This is a genomic window from bacterium (assembly GCA_009926305.1).
Classification (GTDB): Bacteria; Bdellovibrionota_C; UBA2361; order UBA2361; family RFPC01; genus RFPC01.
Genome location: RFPC01000016.1, coordinates 20,289 through 40,891, shown reverse-complemented (window position 1 = coordinate 40,891; position 20,603 = coordinate 20,289). Strand labels below are relative to the sequence as shown.

The following is a 20,603-nucleotide window of genomic DNA, read 5'->3' as shown; positions in this document are numbered from 1 at the left end:
CAGCAAAAGAAAATGTGATGATGCCGCTTCTGATAAAAGGTGAGAACGAAAGAGATGCTGCGGAAACAGCAGATAGTCTTCTGGAAAGAGTGGATGTAGCAAATAGGGGTGAACACCGTCCATCAGAACTTTCAGGCGGCGAACAGCAGCGTGTGGCTATTGCGCGTGCAGTTGTAGCGAAACCCCAACTTCTGCTGGCTGACGAACCAACGGGCAATCTTGACCCCAAGAATTCTCAATCAGTGACCGAACTCCTCTCACAACTCGTGACTGAATATGGTGGGACTTTAATCGTAGTGACTCATAGTGCTGACTTATCGACTAGCATGGATGTTGAATATGTCATGAGCTCAGGAGGAGCACTTTCTCTCAAGGCATAGCCATCCCTTTGTAGGGGAACCTCTCTGCCAGCTTCTAAAACCGCGTTCCTGACATAGCCCCCTCCCTTAAAGCCAATAATACTTGAGCTCCCAAATGGCTCAAAACCCGTGAATATACTGAATAGCTTGAGAGTTTTCTCCCTGAAGGGTATGACAAGGATCACGCAAATTGATGGGGAGGGGGATGAATACCCGAGAATCTAAAACTCAAGGGCAAATCGGCCGGCGGAGATATGCGCGTTCGTTTTCATTGGCTGCTGTTTCATTGGCTGCTGTGCTCAACGTAGTACTGGTTTCTCTACTCCCACTATCTCTCTTAGCACAAGAGTTTTCGAATCAAGGAAATGCATCAACGACCCTTCGCTTTCAACATATCGAACTGAGAGGTATGCAGCGAATTGATGAGGAAGCAATTCGATCACAAATTACGATCCAGTCAGGAATCTCGAAACGAAGTGATATTTCTCAACAAATCAAAAGCTTATACGAGACTGGCTTCTTCGACCAAGTGAGTGCGGGACTAGAAAGAAGCACCTCTGGTGAACGTGTACTCGTATTTTCCTTCTCGGAGAAGCCAGTAGTAAGAAAGGTGTTCATTCAAGGGAATATGGAGATCGACGAAAAAGATCTGGTTCCCGTATTCGACTTCGAACAGAGGCGATTTTTGGATGCTGCTGTTATCCGACACTTGATTCGACAGGCAAAGGCTTTCTATCAGTCCCGCGGCTTCTTTCGAGCAGACTTTGACTACTCAATCGCTCCAGTGGGCGATAATCAGGTTGACGTTACCTTTCAAGTCACCGAAGGAAAGAGATTAAAAATTCGTTCGGTCACTTTTCGCGGACTCAGCCAGATCGAGGAAAGTGATCTCAGGGATGTAATGCAAACATCTCGCTATAAATGGTGGAACTCCTGGCTCTTCGGTTCAGGACGCCTGAGCGAAGAGCTCTTGAAAAATGATAGGATACTCATCCGACAATACTTTCTGAACCATGGATACCTCGATGGAACGGTCAGTGAGCCTTCCGTAGAGGTTCAGGATGACGGGATTCATATCTCTTTCGATATAGAAGAGGGGCAGGTTTATTCGATCTCTGCAGTCTCGGCGAAAGGAGATCTCATCGACGGTTCTGTTGCAGCAACTGTAGAAGGAGTGCGACTTGGTATAGGGGATACTTTTTCCTCAGAAGCGATGCGCGGGGATGTATTTCAAATTACTGAAAAGTTCAGTGATCGAGGATATGCGTTCGCCAACGTTGTTCCTGATACCCGAATTAATCCTTCAGAAAGGACTGTTGAAGTCGTGTATCAAATTGACAAAGGAAAGCAGGTATCCGTTGACAAGGTAAAAATCAAGGGCAATACGAAGACCTATGATAATGTAATTCGAAGAGAGATTCGGCTGATAGAGGGAGAGACGTACTCGAGTAAAAAGTTGAAGAGAAGTGAACAACTTCTCAGGAGGCTTGGTTATTTTGAAGAGGTCGATATCTCAACCGATACGATCGAAGGCAGCGATGACCAAGTCGATTTAACGGTTAACGTTAGAGAAGCAGCGACTGGAACTTTTAGCGCAGGAGCTGGATTTTCTAGCGGTCAAGGCGCTCTATTTAATGCTCGCTTATCTGAAAACAATGTCTTTGGTTCGGGAAAGGCAATAACGCTCAATGCGGACCTGGGCGCCCAACGTGAGAACTTCATTTTCTCGTACCGAGATAGAAGATTCCATGACTCATATTGGATTTTTGGTACTGAACTCAGTTTCACAGAAAGGGAATTCATCGACTTCGATCGGCAGATCAATGGCGGAAGCCTCTCTCTCGGATATCCGTTGGAGGAGTTCTTTGGAGAATGGTCTCAAGATATAAATTTCTCAATGCAATATGAATATCTTGAAGTAGAGATTTCCAATGTTGATCCTGCAGATGCGGCTCAGTTCGTTATTGATTCAGAAGGACGCTCTACTGCGTCTGGCATTACTCCGCAGTTATTTCGAAATACCATCAATAATCCCCTAAATCCAACAAATGGATCACGTCAGAGATTGTCATTGGAGCTAACGGGACTAGGGGGCACTGAGGAGTACTACCTTTTTTCCTTTAGAAATCAGTTTTACCGTCCACTGACCAGCTTTGAAAATGGAACATCGGTAGTTCTTGGCTGGAGAACACGATTCGGTTACGGCGAAACGTTTGATAAGAATGACCAGTTGCCGCTATTTCGACGGTTCTTTCCCGGAGGCATTAATTCGGTAAGAGGATTTCAAGCGAGAACACTTGGTCCCAAGGACGCTGATGGCAATGAGTACGGGGGAAGCAAAGAAGTCGTGAATAGTCTTGAGATCATTTTCCCGGTCCTGACATCTGCCGGTCTTAACGGAGTGCTCTTCCACGACATCGGGCAAGCCTTTGATGACAATCAGTCCCTAGACTTTGGAGCTTTGCGCCAGGCGTATGGATTTGGCGTACGATGGAGTTCACCGATGGGGCCTATTCGAGTTGAATTCGGATTTCCGCTTGATAAAGAGGATGGCGAGGACGGAATGGTAACCCTCTTTTCTTTCGGTGCGCCGCTATAACCCTTGGAGCAAACAGCAGATTCCCCCAATACTTCTAAATTGGCGCTTGGTTGTCTCTATCGTGAACTTTCTTTATAGTCTACCTGACTCGAAGTAGGGTTAAAGAAAGAGAGAGGGAGTGAAATCGCATGGGTAGTTCAGGAAATATACTTCAAACCTTGTATGTAAGAGCGAAAATAGCACTTACCTTCATTTTCCTCATACCTATCCTTCCCATAGAGAAAACTGCTCTCGCTATTGCCGAAGAGATCTTTGTGGTGAGCATTCAAGATGTGATCTCAAAGAGTGAGGCGGGGAAAGCACTTCGAAAGAAAATGGAAAGTGAGGCTCTTGAGCGCCGCTCTGAATTGGAAAGAATTTCAGAAGAAATTCGTGCTGACGAAGAAAAGCTCCAAAAACAGTCCTCTCTTCTTTCTCCAGATGCTCTACAGGAGAAAAAAGATGGCATTGTCCTCCGACAAAAAGAGCTTGCTCGAAAAGTGCAAGATGAAAAAGAATTACTGGGACGCAAGAGTAATCAGCAAATCGCAAAGCTCGTGGAGAAGATTCGCGAGATTATCCCGCAGTGTGTCGAGGGAAATGCCACAGCAATTGTCATGGAGAAGGATCCGCAGGTAGTGGTTTATGCGGCTCCGAATAGAGATATTACAGATAAACTTATAAAGCTATTGAATGAACAGGTTATGTCTTTGTAGTCTGAATAAGCGGTAAGTTGCATAGCTCAGCGGGCGGCTCGTCACCGTGAAGATAGGAGGAGAAGTGGAAGTGGCAGAACAACAATCACAGGAAATAGAATCTCAGGCACATGCTGGAGAGACGGTCTTGGATGTAAATGATATTAAGAAATTAATACCCCATCGATATCCCTTTCTATTTGTTGATAGGGTCGTGGAGTTGGAGCCTGGGAAACGGATTAAAGCCATAAAGAATCTCTCCGCAAACGAAGAGTTTTTTCAAGGTCACTTTCCTCAAAAGCCTATTATGCCAGGAGTACTCATGATAGAGGCACTTGCACAATCGGCCTGTATTCTATCAAAAATGAGCCCAGGTTTTGAGCCAGAGGAAGGGCGGGAGTATTTCTTAGTAGGCACTACAGATGTCAAATGGCGAAGACAGGTAGTTCCCGGTGACACCCTAGTACTTGAAACCCAACTGGTTAAGAAGAAGCGTCAATTGCTAATTATTCAAGGGACTGCCACCGTAAACGGAGAACTTGCAGCTAGCGCTATTATCAATGCCGCTGAGGTAGAGGTGTAGAGTTACATCAGAGAAGCTATAGAGAGACTGAGATATCACTTTCCCTTTAGCGAGGAAAAAGAGAACACATGTTTAATAATGATCCCTCAGAAATTCATCCGACTGCTCTAGTCCACCACCAAGCACGCCTTGGAAAGAGTGTCTCAATTGGTGCATATTCTATCATTGGTCCTCATGTTGAATTGGGAGACGGCTCACAAATAGCCGCTCATGTCGTGATTAGTGGTAAGACGCGACTCGGGGCACGCAACAAGGTATTTTCGTTTGCCTCCATCGGCTCAGAACCACAAGACCTTAAGTTCTCCGGAGAAAACAGTGAACTCATCATCGGTGATGATAATCTTATAAGAGAATATGTAACCCTCCAGCCGGGTACAGCGGGTGGAGTAATGGCAACTACTATTGGTGATAAAAATCTTTTCATGGTATCGAGTCACGTTGGACATGACTCGATCATCGGCAGCAATAACATTATAGCGAATAATGTGGCTCTAGCAGGTCATGTCACAGTTGGAAATTTTGTAACCGTTGGTGGTCTATGTGGAGTACACCAGTTCGTTCGCCTCGGCAATCATGCTTTCATCGGGGGCGGAGCTATGGTCGTTCAAGACATCCCCCCGTTTTGTCTTGCAGAAGGAAATCGTGCGCAACTGTATGGCCTCAATACTATCGGTCTTCGGCGTAGGGGTTTTGAGCCAGATGTCGTTCGAGAACTCAAACTTGTTTATCGAGAACTCCTGCTGAAGAAAGGGAAAATGAAAGAAAAGCTTGAGCAGCTAAGACAGCAAGATTTTAAGTCTCCCTATACTGCGGAATTCATATCCTTCATCTCTGAGTCAGAGCGCGGAGTTGCCTCTACAAGCCTCTCTACCGATCGCTCAGGGTCTTCCTCACAGCAAGAACGTGACACAACCAGCTCATAGCAAGAATGGATGAAAGCATGCATGATGCTGCATCAAAACAGGAACCTCCACTCGGTCTCATAGCAGGAAATGGTTCTTTTCCGTGTCTCCTCGTGGATAGCGCTGTTGCCAGAGGATTTTCTGTTGTGGTCGCCTACCATAGCGGGGAGACGGAGCCTCAGGTCTTGGAAAAGGCAACCGCAAGTATTCCAGTTCGGGTAGGTCAACTTGGGAAAATCTCTCGATTCTTTCGTCATCATGGGGTTCAGGATGTTGTATTTCTCGGTGGAATACGAAGAAGTGCCTTATGGAAACATTTCTTGCCAGATAGGCTTGGGCTAAAGGTTGCATTACAACTTCCCTCCCTACGAGATGATGGCATACTCAGAAATGTGGCAACGGCATTCGAGGCGCTTGGATTCAAGGTCCTCAATCCAGTTGATTTTTTGTCTGATCACATCCTCTCTACGAAATTACTGACCAATCGCTCTCTATCAAAATCAGAGTGGAAAGCGGCTATGGTAGGCTGGGAGGCAGCAAAAAAGCTCGGTGCCGCGGATAAGGGACAGACTGTAGTTGTGAAGGATCATTTGGTTGTTGCTCAAGAAAACTTCTTAGGGACCGATAGTTGCATCCGTCGCTCGAAGAAGTATTTATCTACCGGCGGAGGCGTCGTTGTAAAGCTTCCTAAACCTCAGCAAGATAGAAGAGTCGATCTCCCTGCTATTGGTCCAAAAACAATTACCCTCATGCAGGATTCAGGGTGTTCAGCTTTGATACTTGAGATGAATGGCGCAATACTCTCAGATGTTCAAGAGATTAAGCGATTGGCGAACAGCTATGGAATAGCTATCATGGGATTCGAGTCCCTTGATGACTTGAGTTCTACATTCGAAGATTGTCAGATCTGATAATGAGTCCAGATGAAGGAATGGTAGGGAGTAAGAGATGACTATGGAAACAATTGGTATTATCGGTGGCTCTGGAATGTACGAGCTGCCAGGCTTTGAGTTTAAAGCGAAACACGATATTACAACTCCTTTCGGAAAACCTTCGGCATCCATTGTCGAGCTGAACTTTGAGCAGCAACCAGTTTTCTTTCTTGCACGACACGGTGAGCATCATGAGCACCTTCCGCACGAACTCAATTATAAAGCGAATATTTTCGCTCTTAAGCAAGTGGGTGTTACAAGCTGCTTAAGCATCTCTGCCGTTGGAAGCATGAAAGAAGATGTGGCACCGGGTGATTTCCTCTTCCCAGACCAGCTCATTGATTGGACGCTCAGAAAAAATCAAACGTATCTTGGTGATGGGCTTACTGGATATCCTGCTTCAGCCGATCCCTTTGCTCTCGACCTGATAGAGGATCTGTCTCTCACTCTCTCAAAGAATCAGACCATTGAACGTAGTGGAGCAAAAGTCCACCGAGGAGGCTCCTACATCTGCATTGAGGGACCACATCTTTCAACACGGGCTGAAAGTCAAATCTACAGAAGCTTCGGGGTCTCAATCATTGGAATGACGGCCTGCCCAGAAGTCCGCTTAGCTTTTGAAGCTCAAATGAAGTTCGCCTTACTCGGGATGGTATCTGACTATGACTGCTGGCACAGCAGTGCTGATGACGTGAATGTCGCTGGAGTTCTTGAAGTCCTTCAGAGCTCAACGGCAACCGTCAGGGCCGCGTTGCCAGACCTCGTTCGCTGTATGCGTAATATTCCACGAACCGAAAAGGAAAAGTCTAGCCTGTCTAGTGCTCTTATGACTCCAGTAGAGAATGCACCCCATCCAGAGGTGTTGCAGGTACTACTGCGTTAACATTCCCAAATCTTCATGCGGGAGAGGTCTTCCTTAGACTCCCAGCAGCGCAAGTAGCACTGAGCAATAGTCCGCCGCCAGAATGAGGGGATTAGTGTCTGGAAATACCGAACTTTTTCTGTGCGGGCACTACGTGTACAATTATTACCATGGGTGGTTCGTTTTTGAACATACCAGCATCTTAACAGAATAAGGCTGGTGAACCTCAGAGGCCTGTTTATTATATGGAACTGAAGTGTGTGTGTCAGGCTCGTCCCCTGCAAGAAGATAGAGAGCTTGTAGCCGATACTTCCTCGCAAGCCTCATCACTCAACTGGTCATAACCATGGCCTAAGCGTTTTAAGAAGGGTTGGTAAAAATGAAGAGTATTTTGATTGTCGATGATGAAGAGAGTGTACGGAGCTCTCTTTCTCTACTTTTCAAAAATCAATTCCAAGTTGTAACTGCCTCAGATGGTCAGGAAGCAGTTACCCTTTTCTCCAGCGAACGACCGGACCTCGTTCTTCTTGATATTACGATGCCCAAAAAAGATGGGATTGAGACGCTCAAAGAGTTGCGTCAAATTGATTCAACCATACCAGTTATTATGCTGAGCGGAGCAAATACAGTAAGAACTGCCGTCCAATCTATGAAGTATGGAGCCATTGATTTTTTAAATAAACCTTTTGATGTTGACGAACTCAGCTCGCTCATCGTCACAACTCTCAACAATGAATCGAAGAAAGAGATAACATCTTCTTCATCCTCCGTAAACGAACGACTGGCAAGCAGTAAAAATGTGATAAGAAATGCTCCTCTGAACAACGGCACAGTCGTTGGCGAGTCATCTCTCATTCGAGAGCTACTCGATAAAGTCGACCAAGTTGCGAAACATGACAGTACAGTCCTCATCACAGGAGAATCTGGGGTTGGAAAAGAGCTGATTGCTCGTCGTATTCATGAACAGAGTGAGCGGTCAGATGGTCCTTTCGTACCGATTAACTGTGCTGCTATTCCAGAAAGTTTAGTTGAAAGCGAGTTATTCGGTCATGAGCGTGGCTCATTCACAAGCGCAGTAGATGAGCGGGTTGGACACTTTGAACTAGCTCATGGAGGCACGTTATTCCTCGATGAAATTGGGGAACTCAGTCTATCCGTTCAAGTCAAAATGTTGAGATTCTTGCAAGAGCAAGAATTTCTGAGAGTAGGCAGCTCAGTTGCACGTCGAGTGAATGTTCGAGTGGTTGCAGCAACAAATCAAAAGCTTGAAGACCTTGTAAAAGAAAACAAGTTTCGACAAGATTTGTATTATCGAATTCATGTCGTAAATCTTGAACTTGCTCCTCTTCGAGATCGCTATGAAGATATTCCAATACTTGTCAGCCACTTTCTCGAACAATTTAAAGACTCCTACAAACGAGGAACGCTTGAATTCTCAGAGGAGGTATGGACTATCTTCCGCGAATATTCTTGGCCTGGAAATATAAGAGAATTAGAAAACGTGATCGAAAGTGTACTTGCCCTATGCCCCAGTGAGCTCGTAATGCCAGAGCATTTGCCGAATCGACTTCTGAAAAATAATGAAATCGAGCCTGTGCAGTTTCGAGTGCTTGAAAAAGGCCTTAGCTTTGAAGAGGCTGAGAAACAATTCGAGAGCGAGATTATTATGAAAGCTCTTCAAAAAACTGGGTTCATACAAACTCGTGCTGCTGAGCTTCTTGGAATAAGCAGGCGCATTCTTAAGTACAAAATGGACAAGCTTGGTATCACTGAATCATTAGAAGGCAACCGAAATTCTACCAAGGAAAACACCGTAAAAGACAGTGCTCCTAGTACTGAAGAAGCCCCACAAACGGCTATTGTAGATCTGAATCCTGAAGAAGCCGCGGAAGAGGAACAAGAGGATCAGAAACTGCAGGGAGAAGAAGTCGATTCGTCGGATGAAGAAAGTCCAAATGCTTCGATTGAGTAGCCTTACTTGAAGAGATCATCCAACTTCTTAAGAGCCTCTTTATTAGTGCCATCTTTGGCTCGCCTTCCCGTGCTAGACATCGAGAAGTAGTCACAAAAATTTGAGCGTTCCTTATCAACCACCCTGTCAGCCTGAGGCTCTCTACATTCATTATACGAGCTCTCGTCGTAGTGCGCGCATTGCACACAGGCATGTAGATCTGCTCCACAAGAATCACACACTTCAGTACGACCGATGGATTGCCCTGGAGCAAGGACCACCGGAGTCCCACACTGAGCACATGATCGAGAGGAGGCGCTATCTTTTGGTAATTCAGCCATATTCCGAAAATACACTGGTTCTCTCTAAACAAACTTTCTATATTGTCAATGAGAGCATAGATCTACGCAATACTATTCGTGTTGTCTTTAGAAGCAGTTTTGGTTCCTGCGTAAAGCGTGTATCTTCGTGGAGAGTCTCTGTTCAGGGTTGTTTCCCTATGGGGTCTTTGCATCGGATAGGGGTTAATCAGCGCTCAATTTTTTCATCTCTGATTTATTGCTGGGGGAAGCATGGGAGATTTAGACGACGGAAGAACTACCCAATGGCAACTGAATAATGGACTTCAGGTCATCTGCCTACCGCTTGCGTATGTTGACTATGTGGCTGTCGATATGTTGTGTCCAGGCGGTGTCATTCACGATTCTCCGGGCAAGGCGGGCTCCGCATTACTCCTGGCTGAGCTCCTAAGCCGAGGTGCAGGAGAGCTCTCGAGTGAAGAACTTCTCACAGAATTTGATAATAAGGGGATACGCCATGGAGAGGCTGCATCGTCACTAACAACGACTCTCCGTTCTCAATTCCTACCAGAGCACTGTAAAAAGGCTCTTGAACTTATGAAGGTAATGATTACGAGTCCTACTTTCCCTGAAGCAGCAGTGGAGTCCGTGAAATCATTATTTCTTCATGAAATACGCTCACTGAAAGAATCTCCAAGTCGGTGGGCTATGCTGGAGCTCTCGCGGCGATATTTCCCTCAACCCTTCAATAAGAGTCCCTTAGGTGAGGAGTCCGATATTCTCTCCCTAACGGCAGAAGAGCTAAAAGAACAGTGGGGGAACCGCTTTGGTCCAGATGGTGCAATCCTTTCTATCGCTGGTAAATTTGACCTTACTGAAATGAGAGATTTAATATCCGGCGAGTTTTCCGACTGGAAGGGAAAGTGCGAGACAATGCCTGCAGTTACCAGTTTTCCTAAGCGGGAATTCTTCTATCTGCCGTTTGAAGGTTCGCAACAACAGCTCGTACTTCGATATTCAGCACCACCATTCGGCTCTGAGCTTTACTATGCTGGAAAAGTCTTCTCACAGATTCTTTCTGGAGGAATGTTCGGGCGATTATTCATTGAGGTGAGAGAAAAAAGAGGGCTTTGTTACTCAGTTTTTGCACAACACGCAGGGCGACCAGAATATGGTCATTTAACAGTCTATGCTGGAACAACACCAGAGCGGGTCCATGAAACGTACTCAGTGATACAAGATATCATGGCTGATCCACTCAAGGATCTCAGCGATGCAGAACTGGACCGCGCTAAGAACAATCTGATTACTCAGATGATTCTGGGCGAAGAGTCGACAAGCTCGCGGGCACGCTCAAATGCTTCTGACTGGCTCCTCGTGAAAAGAATTCGAAGTATGCAAGAGTTGCAGGATGGCATTCAACAGGTAAACCTTGAGGCTTTAAATCAGCTATTGAGGGAATATCCTCTCGCTAATCCGATGGCCTTAACACTGGGGGCCAAAAATTTTGGAACATGGACACAGATAGAAGAGGGAAGTTCTTATGACTAGTGAATCAGCCGTTTCGCTTAGAAAACTCGCTCATCAACAAACCTTTATCCTTGACCGCAGCTTTCAAGGGCAGGGGGCATCAGTTGCAGTTCTCGTAAAGACGGGCGCCCGGGATGAAAGAGATGACGAACACGGCATATCTCATTTTCTTGAGCATATGGTATTCAAGGGCACTCCGAATCGGAGTGGTATGGACTTAACTCTTGCCTTTGGCGACCTCGGTGCACAGGTAAATGCATATACCTCTGATGAGCAAACTGTTTTCTACGGCACTGTTTTAAAAGAAAACGTTGAAAGACTGCATGATCTCCTTCTCGATATGATGATGCCTTCGCTTGTTGAGGAAGAGTTCAATATGGAGAAGAAGGTTATTCTCGAAGAGATTGCTCTTTATCAAGATAAACCCAACTACGTTCTTTATGAGCGCGCCGTTTCGGACTTCTTTGGAGAGCATGGGGTAGGACAGTCAGTCCTCGGAACAACTGATTCAGTCTCTGCAATTTCTCAACCTCAGATGTCTGCCTATGTAAAGCGGCGCTACTCGTCTCCAAACCTGGTGGTATCTCTTTGTGGTGACTTGGATGCAGATTATTATGCTGAATTGACCGAATCTCGCTCCTTTGGGCTCCCAGTGAATGCCGTTGAAGACTCTCCGGCAAGTCACACCCAAAATAGAGGCAGAGAATTTCTATTTCGGCATAAAAAGAACACTCAAGCGCATCTCCTCGGGCTCTGTGATGGACCAGCTGCGAAAGATCCTCTTCGTCATGCTGCAATGCTTCTATCGAGTATCATTGGAGATTCTCAAAACTCACGTCTCTACTGGAAACTGGTTGATTCAGGGATTGCGGAATATGCAAGTATTGATACGGAGGAAAAAGACGGCGTGGGGTGTTGGATGTTTAGTTCCTCAACCGCTCCTGATAGCTGGGAGGAGGTACGCGACAAGAGTTTTGAGGTTTTTAAGGGTGTACATGACCATATCTCGAACGATGAGCTTGAGCGTGCTCGAACTAAGGCGCTGAGCCGACTTGTCATGGATAGCGAACTTCCCCTAGGAAAGGCAATGGCCAATGCACTCTCCTTTCAATACCGACAAGAGATTTTTTCAATTCGGGATGAGATGGAAAAGATCCGTGCGGTAACCCTATCTGACTGTCACGCCGTACTAGAGAAATTCCCCATTACTTCGCAGAATGTCTATGTGATGCTCCCGGAGTAGTCCTGAGTATCGCCTTTGAGGATATGAAGTTAGGCTTCAACAGCTCTCGTTCATACGGGCCGAATTGCTATCAGCCCTAATTCGTATGAGTAGAGCCAATACGTCCTACGAGTTGGACGGGATAGAGAGCAGCACCTTAAGAGTAACCCAGTACAATAATAGAAGAACACAATCATAAAAGAAGATAGCGCTGAGAAACTGACAAAACGCTGAGAAACCAGAGAATACCGAGGAGCAGAGCACTGAAGAGTGAGACGATGGGGAATGTGACAATCAGAAGTGACTACTCTTCGTCGTCCTCATCTTCATCTTCATCTTCGTCCTCATCTTCATCATAATCAAAATCGAAGTCGTCATCGCCGTCATCATCGACATAATAGTCATCGTCGTCATCGTCTGCTGCTTCCTCGACGGCATCTTCCTCTACATCCTCAAACACGTCAGGATCAATTTCCTCGAGCGCATCTTGCGTCACAGAAATGAGGTTCGCAATCTCATCAGCTGAGTAATCCTCTGCATCCATCACGGCCTCTAGAGTTGCACGTATCTCTGTAACGAGCGCCGCATCCACCTCGATCTTCAGGTCCGAGTCTTCTTCATCGAGGCCCTCGTTATCTGAATCAAAATCGCCCTCGATCTTTCCCTGAAGCTCGATGAATCCTTCCATTAATTGGGTAAGTCCCTCAATGATTTTTTCCGCGGCGCGCATCACTGGTCTCCTCGTTGAAACTAATCTGACAATCTGAATTTCGCCACGTTAAATCGAGAAATGCAAGAGAGCAAGTGAAGGATGAAGTTCGAGCCAGATTTTTGATAAAACGCCAAAAAGTGCCCACCTCTTGCCTGGGAGGGCATGGTCTTCGTCATTGACTCAATATTGTTCACCCAAAACCCCATTTCTTTACTGGCATGGTTGGTTCAGAAAGTTTATTCTTAACACGAGGTTTTAGGAGTCGGGAGAGCGTTGTTATGTTACTGTACCAGGATGCCAGGATAGACGAAGATATGGAAAAGCACTGCATTTCCCGACAGTTGGGAATAACTCATCTTCTTGTGCCATCCGTCAGTCTGCTCATCGTTGTCTTCGCTTCTCTAGGCTTGCAGGGCTGCGCTCTTAAATCGCTGTTCGAAGGACGGAAAGGAGCAGGGGCCCCACCGACTGTCGAAGTATACAGCTCAAAGGTTACACCTCCTCCGCTTATCGCAAAAAGGGCTGCTACTGATGACCTGCGTGCCCTCAGACGAGTTGTCATCGCGCCAATTTTTGTTCTCCCCAGTGCCGACTCAGCGCGCTCGTATGGAGGAAGATTTGACAACTCGCTTGGTGAAATCGTTGAAGGAACTCTTCAGGTTGAAACTATCGCTGGGAAAGCCGTTCAACAGAGGGCGGAGAAAATTTTTGGAAGGAATAGAACCACACACGAAAAACGTATCGAACTCATGAGCGCTTTGGGCGGTAACGCTCTCTTAGAGACTGTCATCACCCAGTTTCAAGATCGTCAAGGTTCGAAGATAGGGAGCGATTCTCCCGCACAGGTAGGTATTCACTATTTCCTCTATGCTAACGCGCGCGAGCCGATATGGGAGGCAACCTTTCACTTTACTGATGTCGCCCTCACAGACAATCTTCTCTCTGTGGATAATCGCTTCTCTGGAATTGACGGCGCTGGATGGAAAGGAGCGCCGTCTCTCGTAGAGGAAAGTATGCGACAAGCTCTCATTGAGCTAGAACTCCAAAGAGCGGGCAGTTTTGCAATCCAGTAAAGTAGTAAGGTTAACAAAAGCTCGAACAAAATAGAGTAAAAGGTTGTTTTTATCCGTGTGGATGAAAAGGGGAGATTGTTTATGGCAGCGAAGCGAAATGGCTCAAAAAAACGGCCTGTAAAAAAAGACCTCAAGAATAGTAGCCGCTTCTCCAACTTGTTGAGCATCCTCAGCAGCAGACTGCTTCCAACAGCTGAGATGCGAGCTTTACTATCCGCCGCCGTGGCTTGTTTTTTGTCCTTTTCACTCCTATCTGAGCCTCTTTATTCGGATATTTTTTGGCAACTGAGCAGTGAAGCTCTCGAATCAGGGCCCAGGGGAAGTGTGTCAAATATTATGGGGCCAGCAGGTGCAATGGTCGGGCACTATGTAACACTTTGGTTTGGGTATGCGGGCATCTTTTTACCGCTTGCATTAATACTTCGTACTATCTCCATGATCAGTAATCTTCAAGGAGAGAAAGAGCGTGCTCCTGAGAGGCACTGGACAAACCGTCTCGTATTATACACTGCATTTTTATTGGGGCTCTCGGGATGTATTTCTACACTGACACCCTTTCTCGGCACATCTGCAAGTCCTGAAAACTCTGGTGGTCTAGTCGGAGACTCAATTGCGAGCAGCATCACTCCTCTCTTTGGTTTTTCAGGAACGATGCTCATTCTTGGAACCACTCTCAGTGCCATTACCTATCTTTTATTTGGATTGCAGGTTGGAAAGCTCGGAAGACAGCTCGTCTCATATGGTCAGCGCCTTGGCCCTTCCTTTATCTCGACTATAAACCACGTCTTTGGGCTCCTTGCAAAAGCAATCACGTGGGGGATGGGGTGTTTCATATCGATTTCGTCAATTGTCTTCATTTCATTTCCGCTCTGGGGAATGCGGCGACTCACAAGTGCGTATGCGAATATCATTACCTCCCGGCGCGAAAGAATATTATCTCGACAAGCCATCACCTCAGAGGAGGCCCCTGTCAAACAACGGAAGAAAACAAACAAATCAAGTGAATCACTGTCCCAAGAGCATACGGAGCCAGAAGACTTCTCGGAATCAATAGTCGTGGTTGATCACTCGACTACATATAGTCGGCATCTGGATGCACATAAAGGTCGTGCTGAAATAAACGAGGATCATGACCATCACGAAGAGGAGCGATTCTCTACCTTCGTTTTTCCAAGCACGGAGCTCTTGGACCAAAAAAATTCCTCCGCAAAACCAGTCAGTCGGGATAAACTTGTGGTTCAATCGAAAGTGATACAGTCAAAACTCGCTGACTTTAATGTCCAAGGCAGGATCACTCACGTGCATCCAGGTCCTGTAATCACCATGTATGAATTCGAGCCAGCAGCAGGAATAAAAGTGGGCAAAATAACAGGGCTGCAGGATGATCTTGCGATGGCATTACGAGCTCAATCAATACGCATAATTGCTCCTCTTCCTCAGCGTGGTTCAGTAGGAATTGAGGTACCCAATGAATCACAAGAAACCGTGTTGCTGAAAGATCTTCTTGAGTGCGCACCAGATGGGGGTGGCTCAAGACTTCCCGTGCCTTTGGGGAAGGATACATACGGAGCACCTGTAACTGGTTATATCGCGGATATGCCCCATCTGCTGCTAGCAGGAGCTACCGGTACTGGTAAAAGTGTGTGCATCAATGCAATTCTCGTGAGCTTACTCTACAAACTGCATCCCTCTGATCTCCAACTCGTCATGATTGACCCCAAGATACTTGAGCTCAGCGTGTACGAGGGTATACCTCACCTGAAGGTTCCGGTAGTTACAGACCCTCGTAAAGCAAAAGCAGTCCTTCAATGGGCCGTGCAAGAGATGGATGAGCGGTATCGAACACTAAAAAGGTACGGCGTTCGAAATATCGATGCATATAATAATCTGGCTTCTGGTCAAACTGTGAATGAATCATTAAAAAAGCGTGAGACCGAACGAGTCGAAGGCCCCTCAAGAATAATTACTGAAGAACTAGAAAAGCTTCCTAAGATATTGATAGTCATTGATGAGCTGGCAGATCTGATGCTGACTGCTGGTCGAGACATTGAAGAACTGATCACTAGGCTTGCTCAAAAGGCTCGGGCAGCCGGTATCCATCTCCTGCTCGCCACTCAGCGTCCCTCCGTGGATGTCATCACGGGTCTCATTAAAGCGAACTTTCCCGCTCGTGTGTCCTTCCGCGTCTCCTCTCGAATCGACTCACGAACGATTCTCGATAATACTGGAGCAGAGCGATTGCTTGGCAAAGGTGATATGCTCTTTCTTCAGCCGGGCGCACACCACCTCCAGCGGGTACATGGAGCATTCGTCTCTGACCAGGAAGTGCGAAAGGTAACCAGTTTTCTACGAGACACCTGTGCACCCGACTACGACGCAACGGTGATGGAGATGTGCGAGAAGGCACTCGAGGATAATGGTGCCAGCCTTGAGCCAGGGGAGGCTGATACTTCGGATCCACTCTACGACAAAGCAGTTCAGTTTGTTTTAGAAAGAGGTCAGGCCTCCACAAGTATGGTACAAAGGGCATTTCGGATTGGGTATAATCGAGCAGCTCGAATCGTCGATACCATGGAACAAGAGGGGATAGTTGGGCCCCAAGATGGAGCCAAGCCTCGTCAGATCATAGTGCCCTTGGCGTCGAACGAGGACTAAAATCCCCTGATTGTCCTTTGATACCAGCGAGACCTCGTGAATAGTGTCTCATTATCGAATCCTAAAGGCCCAGTGAGATCCTATGATGAAGCGGAGCTCCCCAAATCGAGTGAGTGCTTATTATTCTACCGCTGCTCTTTGTCTTTTTCTCAATTCGGGATACTCTCTCACGATGAGAAAAACTCCGTGCGTCTCCATCATAACTACTACATTCCTTGCACTTCTCATTAAGAGCTCGCTCCTGATTGCCATATCCGTGGTGGGTGCTGTGCCCATGGCTATTGCCGCGCCCTTGGCGGAGATTATCGCGGTGGCTCATCAGCTCGGGGATAACGCCATAGAAAGCAACTTCACTCATTCTCAACTCAAACAGTCTTCATGCGCTATTTTTGGTTTCTCTGGAGACAAGAACGAAAGTTCTGGAATGATACTCTCTGAAGGAAAATCTCAAGCAGCCCTCCAGTCAGTTCAAGAACACTATCAAAGGATTCGGACGGTAAGAGCGAGTTTCCAGCAACGTTCTTATCTAAAGAGTCTTGACCTAGAGGAACTATCATCCGGCAACTTGCTGTTAGAAATGCCAGGAAAGCTATTCTGGGAGTATCAAAAGCCAGAGTCTCAGACCTTTCTACTTCTCAATAATGAATTTCAACTTTATCAGCCAGTTGACCAGCAGCTCATCGTGCAAAATGTAGCCTCGAGCTTCACCTCTGATATCCCAGTTTCTTTTCTTCTTGGCGTAGGAGATTTAAGTAAGCGCTTCTCAGTCATACAAGGATGTCAAAGGGGGGAGGCAATATCACTGACTCTCATCCCGAATCTCAATGATGCGGGAGCGCTAAAGACGCTAAAGATCCGGTTTCATGCCGAGGATTATTTCCCTGAGACAACTGAGATTGTTGATGCAGACGGTAATCGTACTACTGTCAGGATATATGACCGAGCTCTTGGAGTCCCCCTTTCCGTAAAAGATTTCCAAATAAACATTCCAGATGGAACAGACATACAAGACCTCAGAGATAAGGTCAGGAGGTAGTAGGATTATGACTTCACGATTCAAAATAGTCGGACAACAATCACTAGAACCAGGAACATATAACGCTACGAAAAATCAAAGAGATGAAAGTGATGCGAGCAAAGACTTTCTAGGAACCGTATCAGTAGTCAATCTCGGATGCGCTAAAAATCAAGTGGATGCTGAGGTTATGCTCGGTTCACTTCGGAGTTCTGGCTTCTCAATCGTTGATGATCCTGAACAGGCAGATGTTGCAGTCGTAAATACGTGTGGCTTTCTTCAACCTGCTGTGGAAGAGGGTATTGATACTATCCTCGACCTCTCCGAGTTGAAGAAAGAACGTCTGCGGAAATTGATTGTTGTTGGTTGTATGGTTGAGCGATATGGGTCTGAGCTCAAACAAAGTCTGCCAGAAGTTGACCATTTTCTCGGAGGCAATGACCTGCTTCGCATTATTGAATCAGCCAAAGAGGGTTATGACTCCCCTTTGCTTGAAGGCGCGAGGCCTTATTTTCTCTATGACGACACTCTTCCACGCGTCATTGAGACTGACGCTGTGTCTGCCTATGTCAAGATCGCAGAAGGTTGTAATAGACCGTGCTCTTTTTGCATTATTCCGAAAATACGCGGAGCCTTTAGAAGCCGAAAGCCAGAATCCATCGTATCTGAGATTAATAACCTCTCCGCTCAGGGAGTAAAAGAAATCAATCTGGTTGCTCAAGACCTTACGGCCTATGGGTCGGACCTAAAAAAACTCAGCTCTGAAAATAAGCCCGACAATGAAACGACAGCTCACGACTTTACTTCACTCCTTCGATGTATCGATCAAGAGACTTCAATCCCGTGGGTACGCCTCTACTATGCCTATCCTCTTGGGATTTCAAAAGAACTCATGAGGGTTATCGTTGAAGCGAAAAGAGTCGTGAACTATCTCGATATTCCCCTGCAACATGTGAGCGAATCCGTTTTGAAGGCGATGAAACGTCCGCTTGGGAAGTTTGCTCCTCGTCCGTTGGCCGAGATGATGAGAGAGACCGCCCCAGAAGTAGCACTCCGAACGACTTTCATTGTTGGACATCCAGGAGAAACGGAGGATGATATTGAGATGCTTGCTGATTTTCTTCGAGAGATTCGTTTTCAGCACGTGGGAATTTTTACGTATTCACAAGAACAAGGAACTCCATCAGCCGAACTTGATGGGCAAGTCGAAGAGAAAGAGAAGGTGGCTCGACGCGACTATCTCATGGAGCTACAACAGGATATTCAAGCAAAATATCTAGAACAGTTCATCGGAACATCTCAACCGATTTTGCTGGAGGGATTACATCAAGAGAGTGATTTGTTACTGAGAGGTCGAACAGCCTGGCAAGGTCCTGATGTCGATGGAGAGGTAATTATCAATGATATTGAAGAAGCAGTTGACTCAAATGAGTGTGTCGCGGGAAGTTTCGGAACTGTAGAAATAACCGAGATTGCGGGCTATGACCTTGTCGGGAGACTCACATCTCTCTCCTCTCTCTAGGAAACGGAATCTCTTCTCAAAAAGGGCAGGAAAGACAGATATCTACAGATTTTATTTGACTACTTCGCTGACCCCATTAGGGTGGACAATCGAGTTTAAGGTCTCAAACGTGTAAAGGAGCTCTTTGTGAACAGCATTCCACCCCTTATTCGTCGTCCACTCAGCAGAAATCAATGCTCTCGAGGACACATTTTACAAACTGGAAACTGCATCTCTGTTCGGTCTGGGTCAGCTCCGATTGTTCGAGTCGGACAGCCAACACTACCCAATAGAGCTCTGCTCATTACTGATGGCTTGCATACACTCGAAAGTGTTAGAGCCTCCCAGAAGCTCAGTGACTCTTCGCCTAAAAGAGGGGAATAAGCCCTTTCTTCCACGCCTGAACACAGTCTATACACAAGAGAGGATTCCTCTCGTCCATTCATAGAGAATTTGCTACAACTCTCTGGTGACTCGGTGACTTTTGCCGTATACATTGGACAACGTCAAAACATTCATCTACTAACTCATCTTTCTATCTTTCTCGGTGTACTCTATCTTTCTCGGTGTACTCTGAAGGGACGAGGGGGATGAATCTAAAGGAAAGAAAATCATGGCGCTCAATACATATGTGGAACAGATTAATCACCTGGGACAATCAATTTGGTATGACAACCTCTCGCTCGACGTGCTCCGCTCTGGTGAACTGAAGCGCCTTCTCGACTTAGGAGTGAGTGGATTAACAAGTAATCCAACTATTTTCAAAAAAGCAATTGCAGATACAAGCCACTACGACGAAAAAATTGCTGAACTTGCCGGGCGGGGTGATAACGCAGAACAAATCTGCGAGACGCTCATGGTCGACGATGTGGGCACAGCGGCAGATCTGTTACTTGACACCTACAATAAAACAAATGGTGCGGATGGATATGCGAGTATCGAAGTATCTCCAAGACTCGCTCATAATGTTGATGAAACCGTCAAAGCCGCGGTGTCTCTGTGGAACCGACTACAGCGACCGAACATCATGATTAAGATACCGGCAACAGAGGCAGGTATTCGAGCTATCGAACAAGTCTTATCTCAAGGAATTAATGTTAACGTTACTTTGATCTTCTCTTGTTCTGTATACCGGAATGTTGCAAACGCATTCTTGAGTGCGCTCAATAATCTCAATGAGAATCAGCTAAAAACCATCTCTTCCGTAGCAAGCTTTTTTGTATCCCGAGTGGACTCTATCATTGAACGAGAGCTCAACCGTAGAGGCGAAACGCTTGGCACATCAGCAGAGCAATTCATTGGAGCGGTTGGGATAGCAAATTCAAAGCTTGCCTACGAGACATTCGAAGAGATATTTAGGGGCGCCCCCTTCTCGAACTATTCAGAAAGGGGAGTTCGAGCTCAGCGACCTCTTTGGGCAAGTACCGGAACAAAAAATCCGGCTTTTTCTCCAGTTCTCTATGTGGAGCAGCTCATCGGCTCCGATACCGTTAATACGCTACCACCCCAAACGCTAGAGTCACTCCTCGCTCATGCTGAGATTCGAGAAACCATCTCAAAGGGTCTCCCAGAAGCAAAGAGCTTGCTCCAAGAACTGGAGGAGCATGGGATTGATCTTGAAGCCCTCCTTGAGGAGCTTCAGCAAAGTGGGGTCGAGGCCTTTATAACATCATATGATGAACTTCTGAGTGCGGTAGAACAGAAGAGGGCTAAGCTCATTGCGGCTTAAATTGC

Annotated in this window: 18 protein-coding genes; 15 read left to right on the top strand and 3 right to left on the bottom strand. The window is 46.4% G+C overall.

Annotated elements, in window-relative coordinates; translation table 11 throughout:
- The 8 genes from EBR25_04550 to EBR25_04515 all read left to right on the top strand — a co-directional run.
- Window positions 1–380, top strand: a 380-nt coding sequence (locus EBR25_04550) for an ATP-binding cassette domain-containing protein (GenBank protein ID NBW40261.1), incomplete at its 5' end; no start/stop codon positions are given.
- 172 nt (window positions 381–552) lie between these two features.
- The gene (gene bamA / locus EBR25_04545; GenBank protein ID NBW40260.1) at window positions 553–2,958 is read left to right on the top strand and encodes an outer membrane protein assembly factor BamA; all 2,406 of its coding nucleotides are present in this window, start codon (window positions 553–555) and stop codon (window positions 2,956–2,958) included.
- Window positions 2,959–3,086: 128 nt separating this feature from the next.
- Window positions 3,087–3,653: an OmpH family outer membrane protein gene (locus tag EBR25_04540; protein NBW40259.1), complete on the top strand. Its 567-nt coding sequence runs from the start codon at window positions 3,087–3,089 to the stop codon at window positions 3,651–3,653.
- A gap of 127 nt (window positions 3,654–3,780) precedes the next feature.
- Window positions 3,781–4,215, top strand: a complete 435-nt coding sequence (fabZ, locus tag EBR25_04535) for a 3-hydroxyacyl-[acyl-carrier-protein] dehydratase FabZ (GenBank protein NBW40258.1) — start codon at window positions 3,781–3,783, stop codon at window positions 4,213–4,215.
- 68 nt (window positions 4,216–4,283) lie between these two features.
- Window positions 4,284–5,138: an acyl-ACP--UDP-N-acetylglucosamine O-acyltransferase gene (locus EBR25_04530; protein ID NBW40257.1), complete on the top strand. Its 855-nt coding sequence runs from the start codon at window positions 4,284–4,286 to the stop codon at window positions 5,136–5,138.
- A gap of 5 nt (window positions 5,139–5,143) precedes the next feature.
- Window positions 5,144–6,028, top strand: coding sequence for an LpxI family protein (locus EBR25_04525; GenBank protein ID NBW40256.1), 885 nt, complete (start codon window positions 5,144–5,146; stop codon window positions 6,026–6,028).
- 37 nt (window positions 6,029–6,065) lie between these two features.
- The gene (locus EBR25_04520) at window positions 6,066–6,932 is read left to right on the top strand and encodes an S-methyl-5'-thioadenosine phosphorylase (GenBank protein NBW40255.1); all 867 of its coding nucleotides are present in this window, start codon (window positions 6,066–6,068) and stop codon (window positions 6,930–6,932) included.
- A 358-nt stretch (window positions 6,933–7,290) separates the two neighbouring features.
- On the top strand, window positions 7,291–8,883 hold the full coding sequence (locus tag EBR25_04515) for a sigma-54-dependent Fis family transcriptional regulator (protein NBW40254.1): 1,593 nt from the start codon (window positions 7,291–7,293) through the stop codon (window positions 8,881–8,883).
- A gap of 2 nt (window positions 8,884–8,885) precedes the next feature.
- On the opposite strand, the gene EBR25_04510 is transcribed toward EBR25_04515, so the two are convergent.
- Window positions 8,886–9,203: a hypothetical protein gene (locus tag EBR25_04510; protein NBW40253.1), complete on the bottom strand. Its 318-nt coding sequence runs from the start codon at window positions 9,201–9,203 to the stop codon at window positions 8,886–8,888.
- 231 nt (window positions 9,204–9,434) lie between these two features.
- Between EBR25_04510 and EBR25_04505 the strand changes: the two genes are divergently transcribed.
- Window positions 9,435–10,712, top strand: a complete 1,278-nt coding sequence (locus EBR25_04505; GenBank protein NBW40252.1) for an insulinase family protein — start codon at window positions 9,435–9,437, stop codon at window positions 10,710–10,712.
- Window positions 10,705–11,934: an insulinase family protein gene (locus EBR25_04500; protein NBW40251.1), complete on the top strand. Its 1,230-nt coding sequence runs from the start codon at window positions 10,705–10,707 to the stop codon at window positions 11,932–11,934. Before EBR25_04505 ends, EBR25_04500 begins: the two co-directional genes overlap by 8 nt.
- Before the next feature lie 283 nt (window positions 11,935–12,217).
- On the opposite strand, the gene EBR25_04495 is transcribed toward EBR25_04500, so the two are convergent.
- Window positions 12,218–12,643: a hypothetical protein gene (locus EBR25_04495; protein NBW40250.1), complete on the bottom strand. Its 426-nt coding sequence runs from the start codon at window positions 12,641–12,643 to the stop codon at window positions 12,218–12,220.
- A 260-nt stretch (window positions 12,644–12,903) separates the two neighbouring features.
- On the opposite strand from EBR25_04495, the gene EBR25_04490 reads away from it, so the two are divergent.
- The 4 genes from EBR25_04490 (at window position 12,904) to rimO (ending at window position 18,890) form a co-directional block, all read left to right on the top strand.
- Window positions 12,904–13,698: a hypothetical protein gene (locus EBR25_04490; GenBank protein ID NBW40249.1), complete on the top strand. Its 795-nt coding sequence runs from the start codon at window positions 12,904–12,906 to the stop codon at window positions 13,696–13,698.
- A gap of 81 nt (window positions 13,699–13,779) precedes the next feature.
- Complete coding sequence (locus EBR25_04485; GenBank protein NBW40248.1) at window positions 13,780–16,353, top strand: DNA translocase FtsK; 2,574 nt, start codon at window positions 13,780–13,782, stop codon at window positions 16,351–16,353.
- 82 nt (window positions 16,354–16,435) lie between these two features.
- Window positions 16,436–17,389, top strand: coding sequence for an outer membrane lipoprotein carrier protein LolA (locus EBR25_04480; protein NBW40247.1), 954 nt, complete (start codon window positions 16,436–16,438; stop codon window positions 17,387–17,389).
- On the top strand, window positions 17,346–18,890 hold the full coding sequence (gene rimO / locus EBR25_04475; GenBank protein NBW40246.1) for a 30S ribosomal protein S12 methylthiotransferase RimO: 1,545 nt from the start codon (window positions 17,346–17,348) through the stop codon (window positions 18,888–18,890). Before EBR25_04480 ends, rimO begins: the two co-directional genes overlap by 44 nt.
- A gap of 170 nt (window positions 18,891–19,060) precedes the next feature.
- Here rimO and EBR25_04470 read toward each other — a convergent pair whose 3' ends face one another.
- Window positions 19,061–19,366 (bottom strand): hypothetical protein, encoded by a 306-nt coding sequence (locus tag EBR25_04470; GenBank protein ID NBW40245.1) that lies wholly within the window; start codon window positions 19,364–19,366, stop codon window positions 19,061–19,063.
- 116 nt (window positions 19,367–19,482) lie between these two features.
- Between EBR25_04470 and tal the strand changes: the two genes are divergently transcribed.
- Window positions 19,483–20,598, top strand: a complete 1,116-nt coding sequence (gene tal / locus EBR25_04465; GenBank protein NBW40244.1) for a transaldolase — start codon at window positions 19,483–19,485, stop codon at window positions 20,596–20,598.
- The last annotated feature ends 5 nt before the right edge of the window (window positions 20,599–20,603 follow it).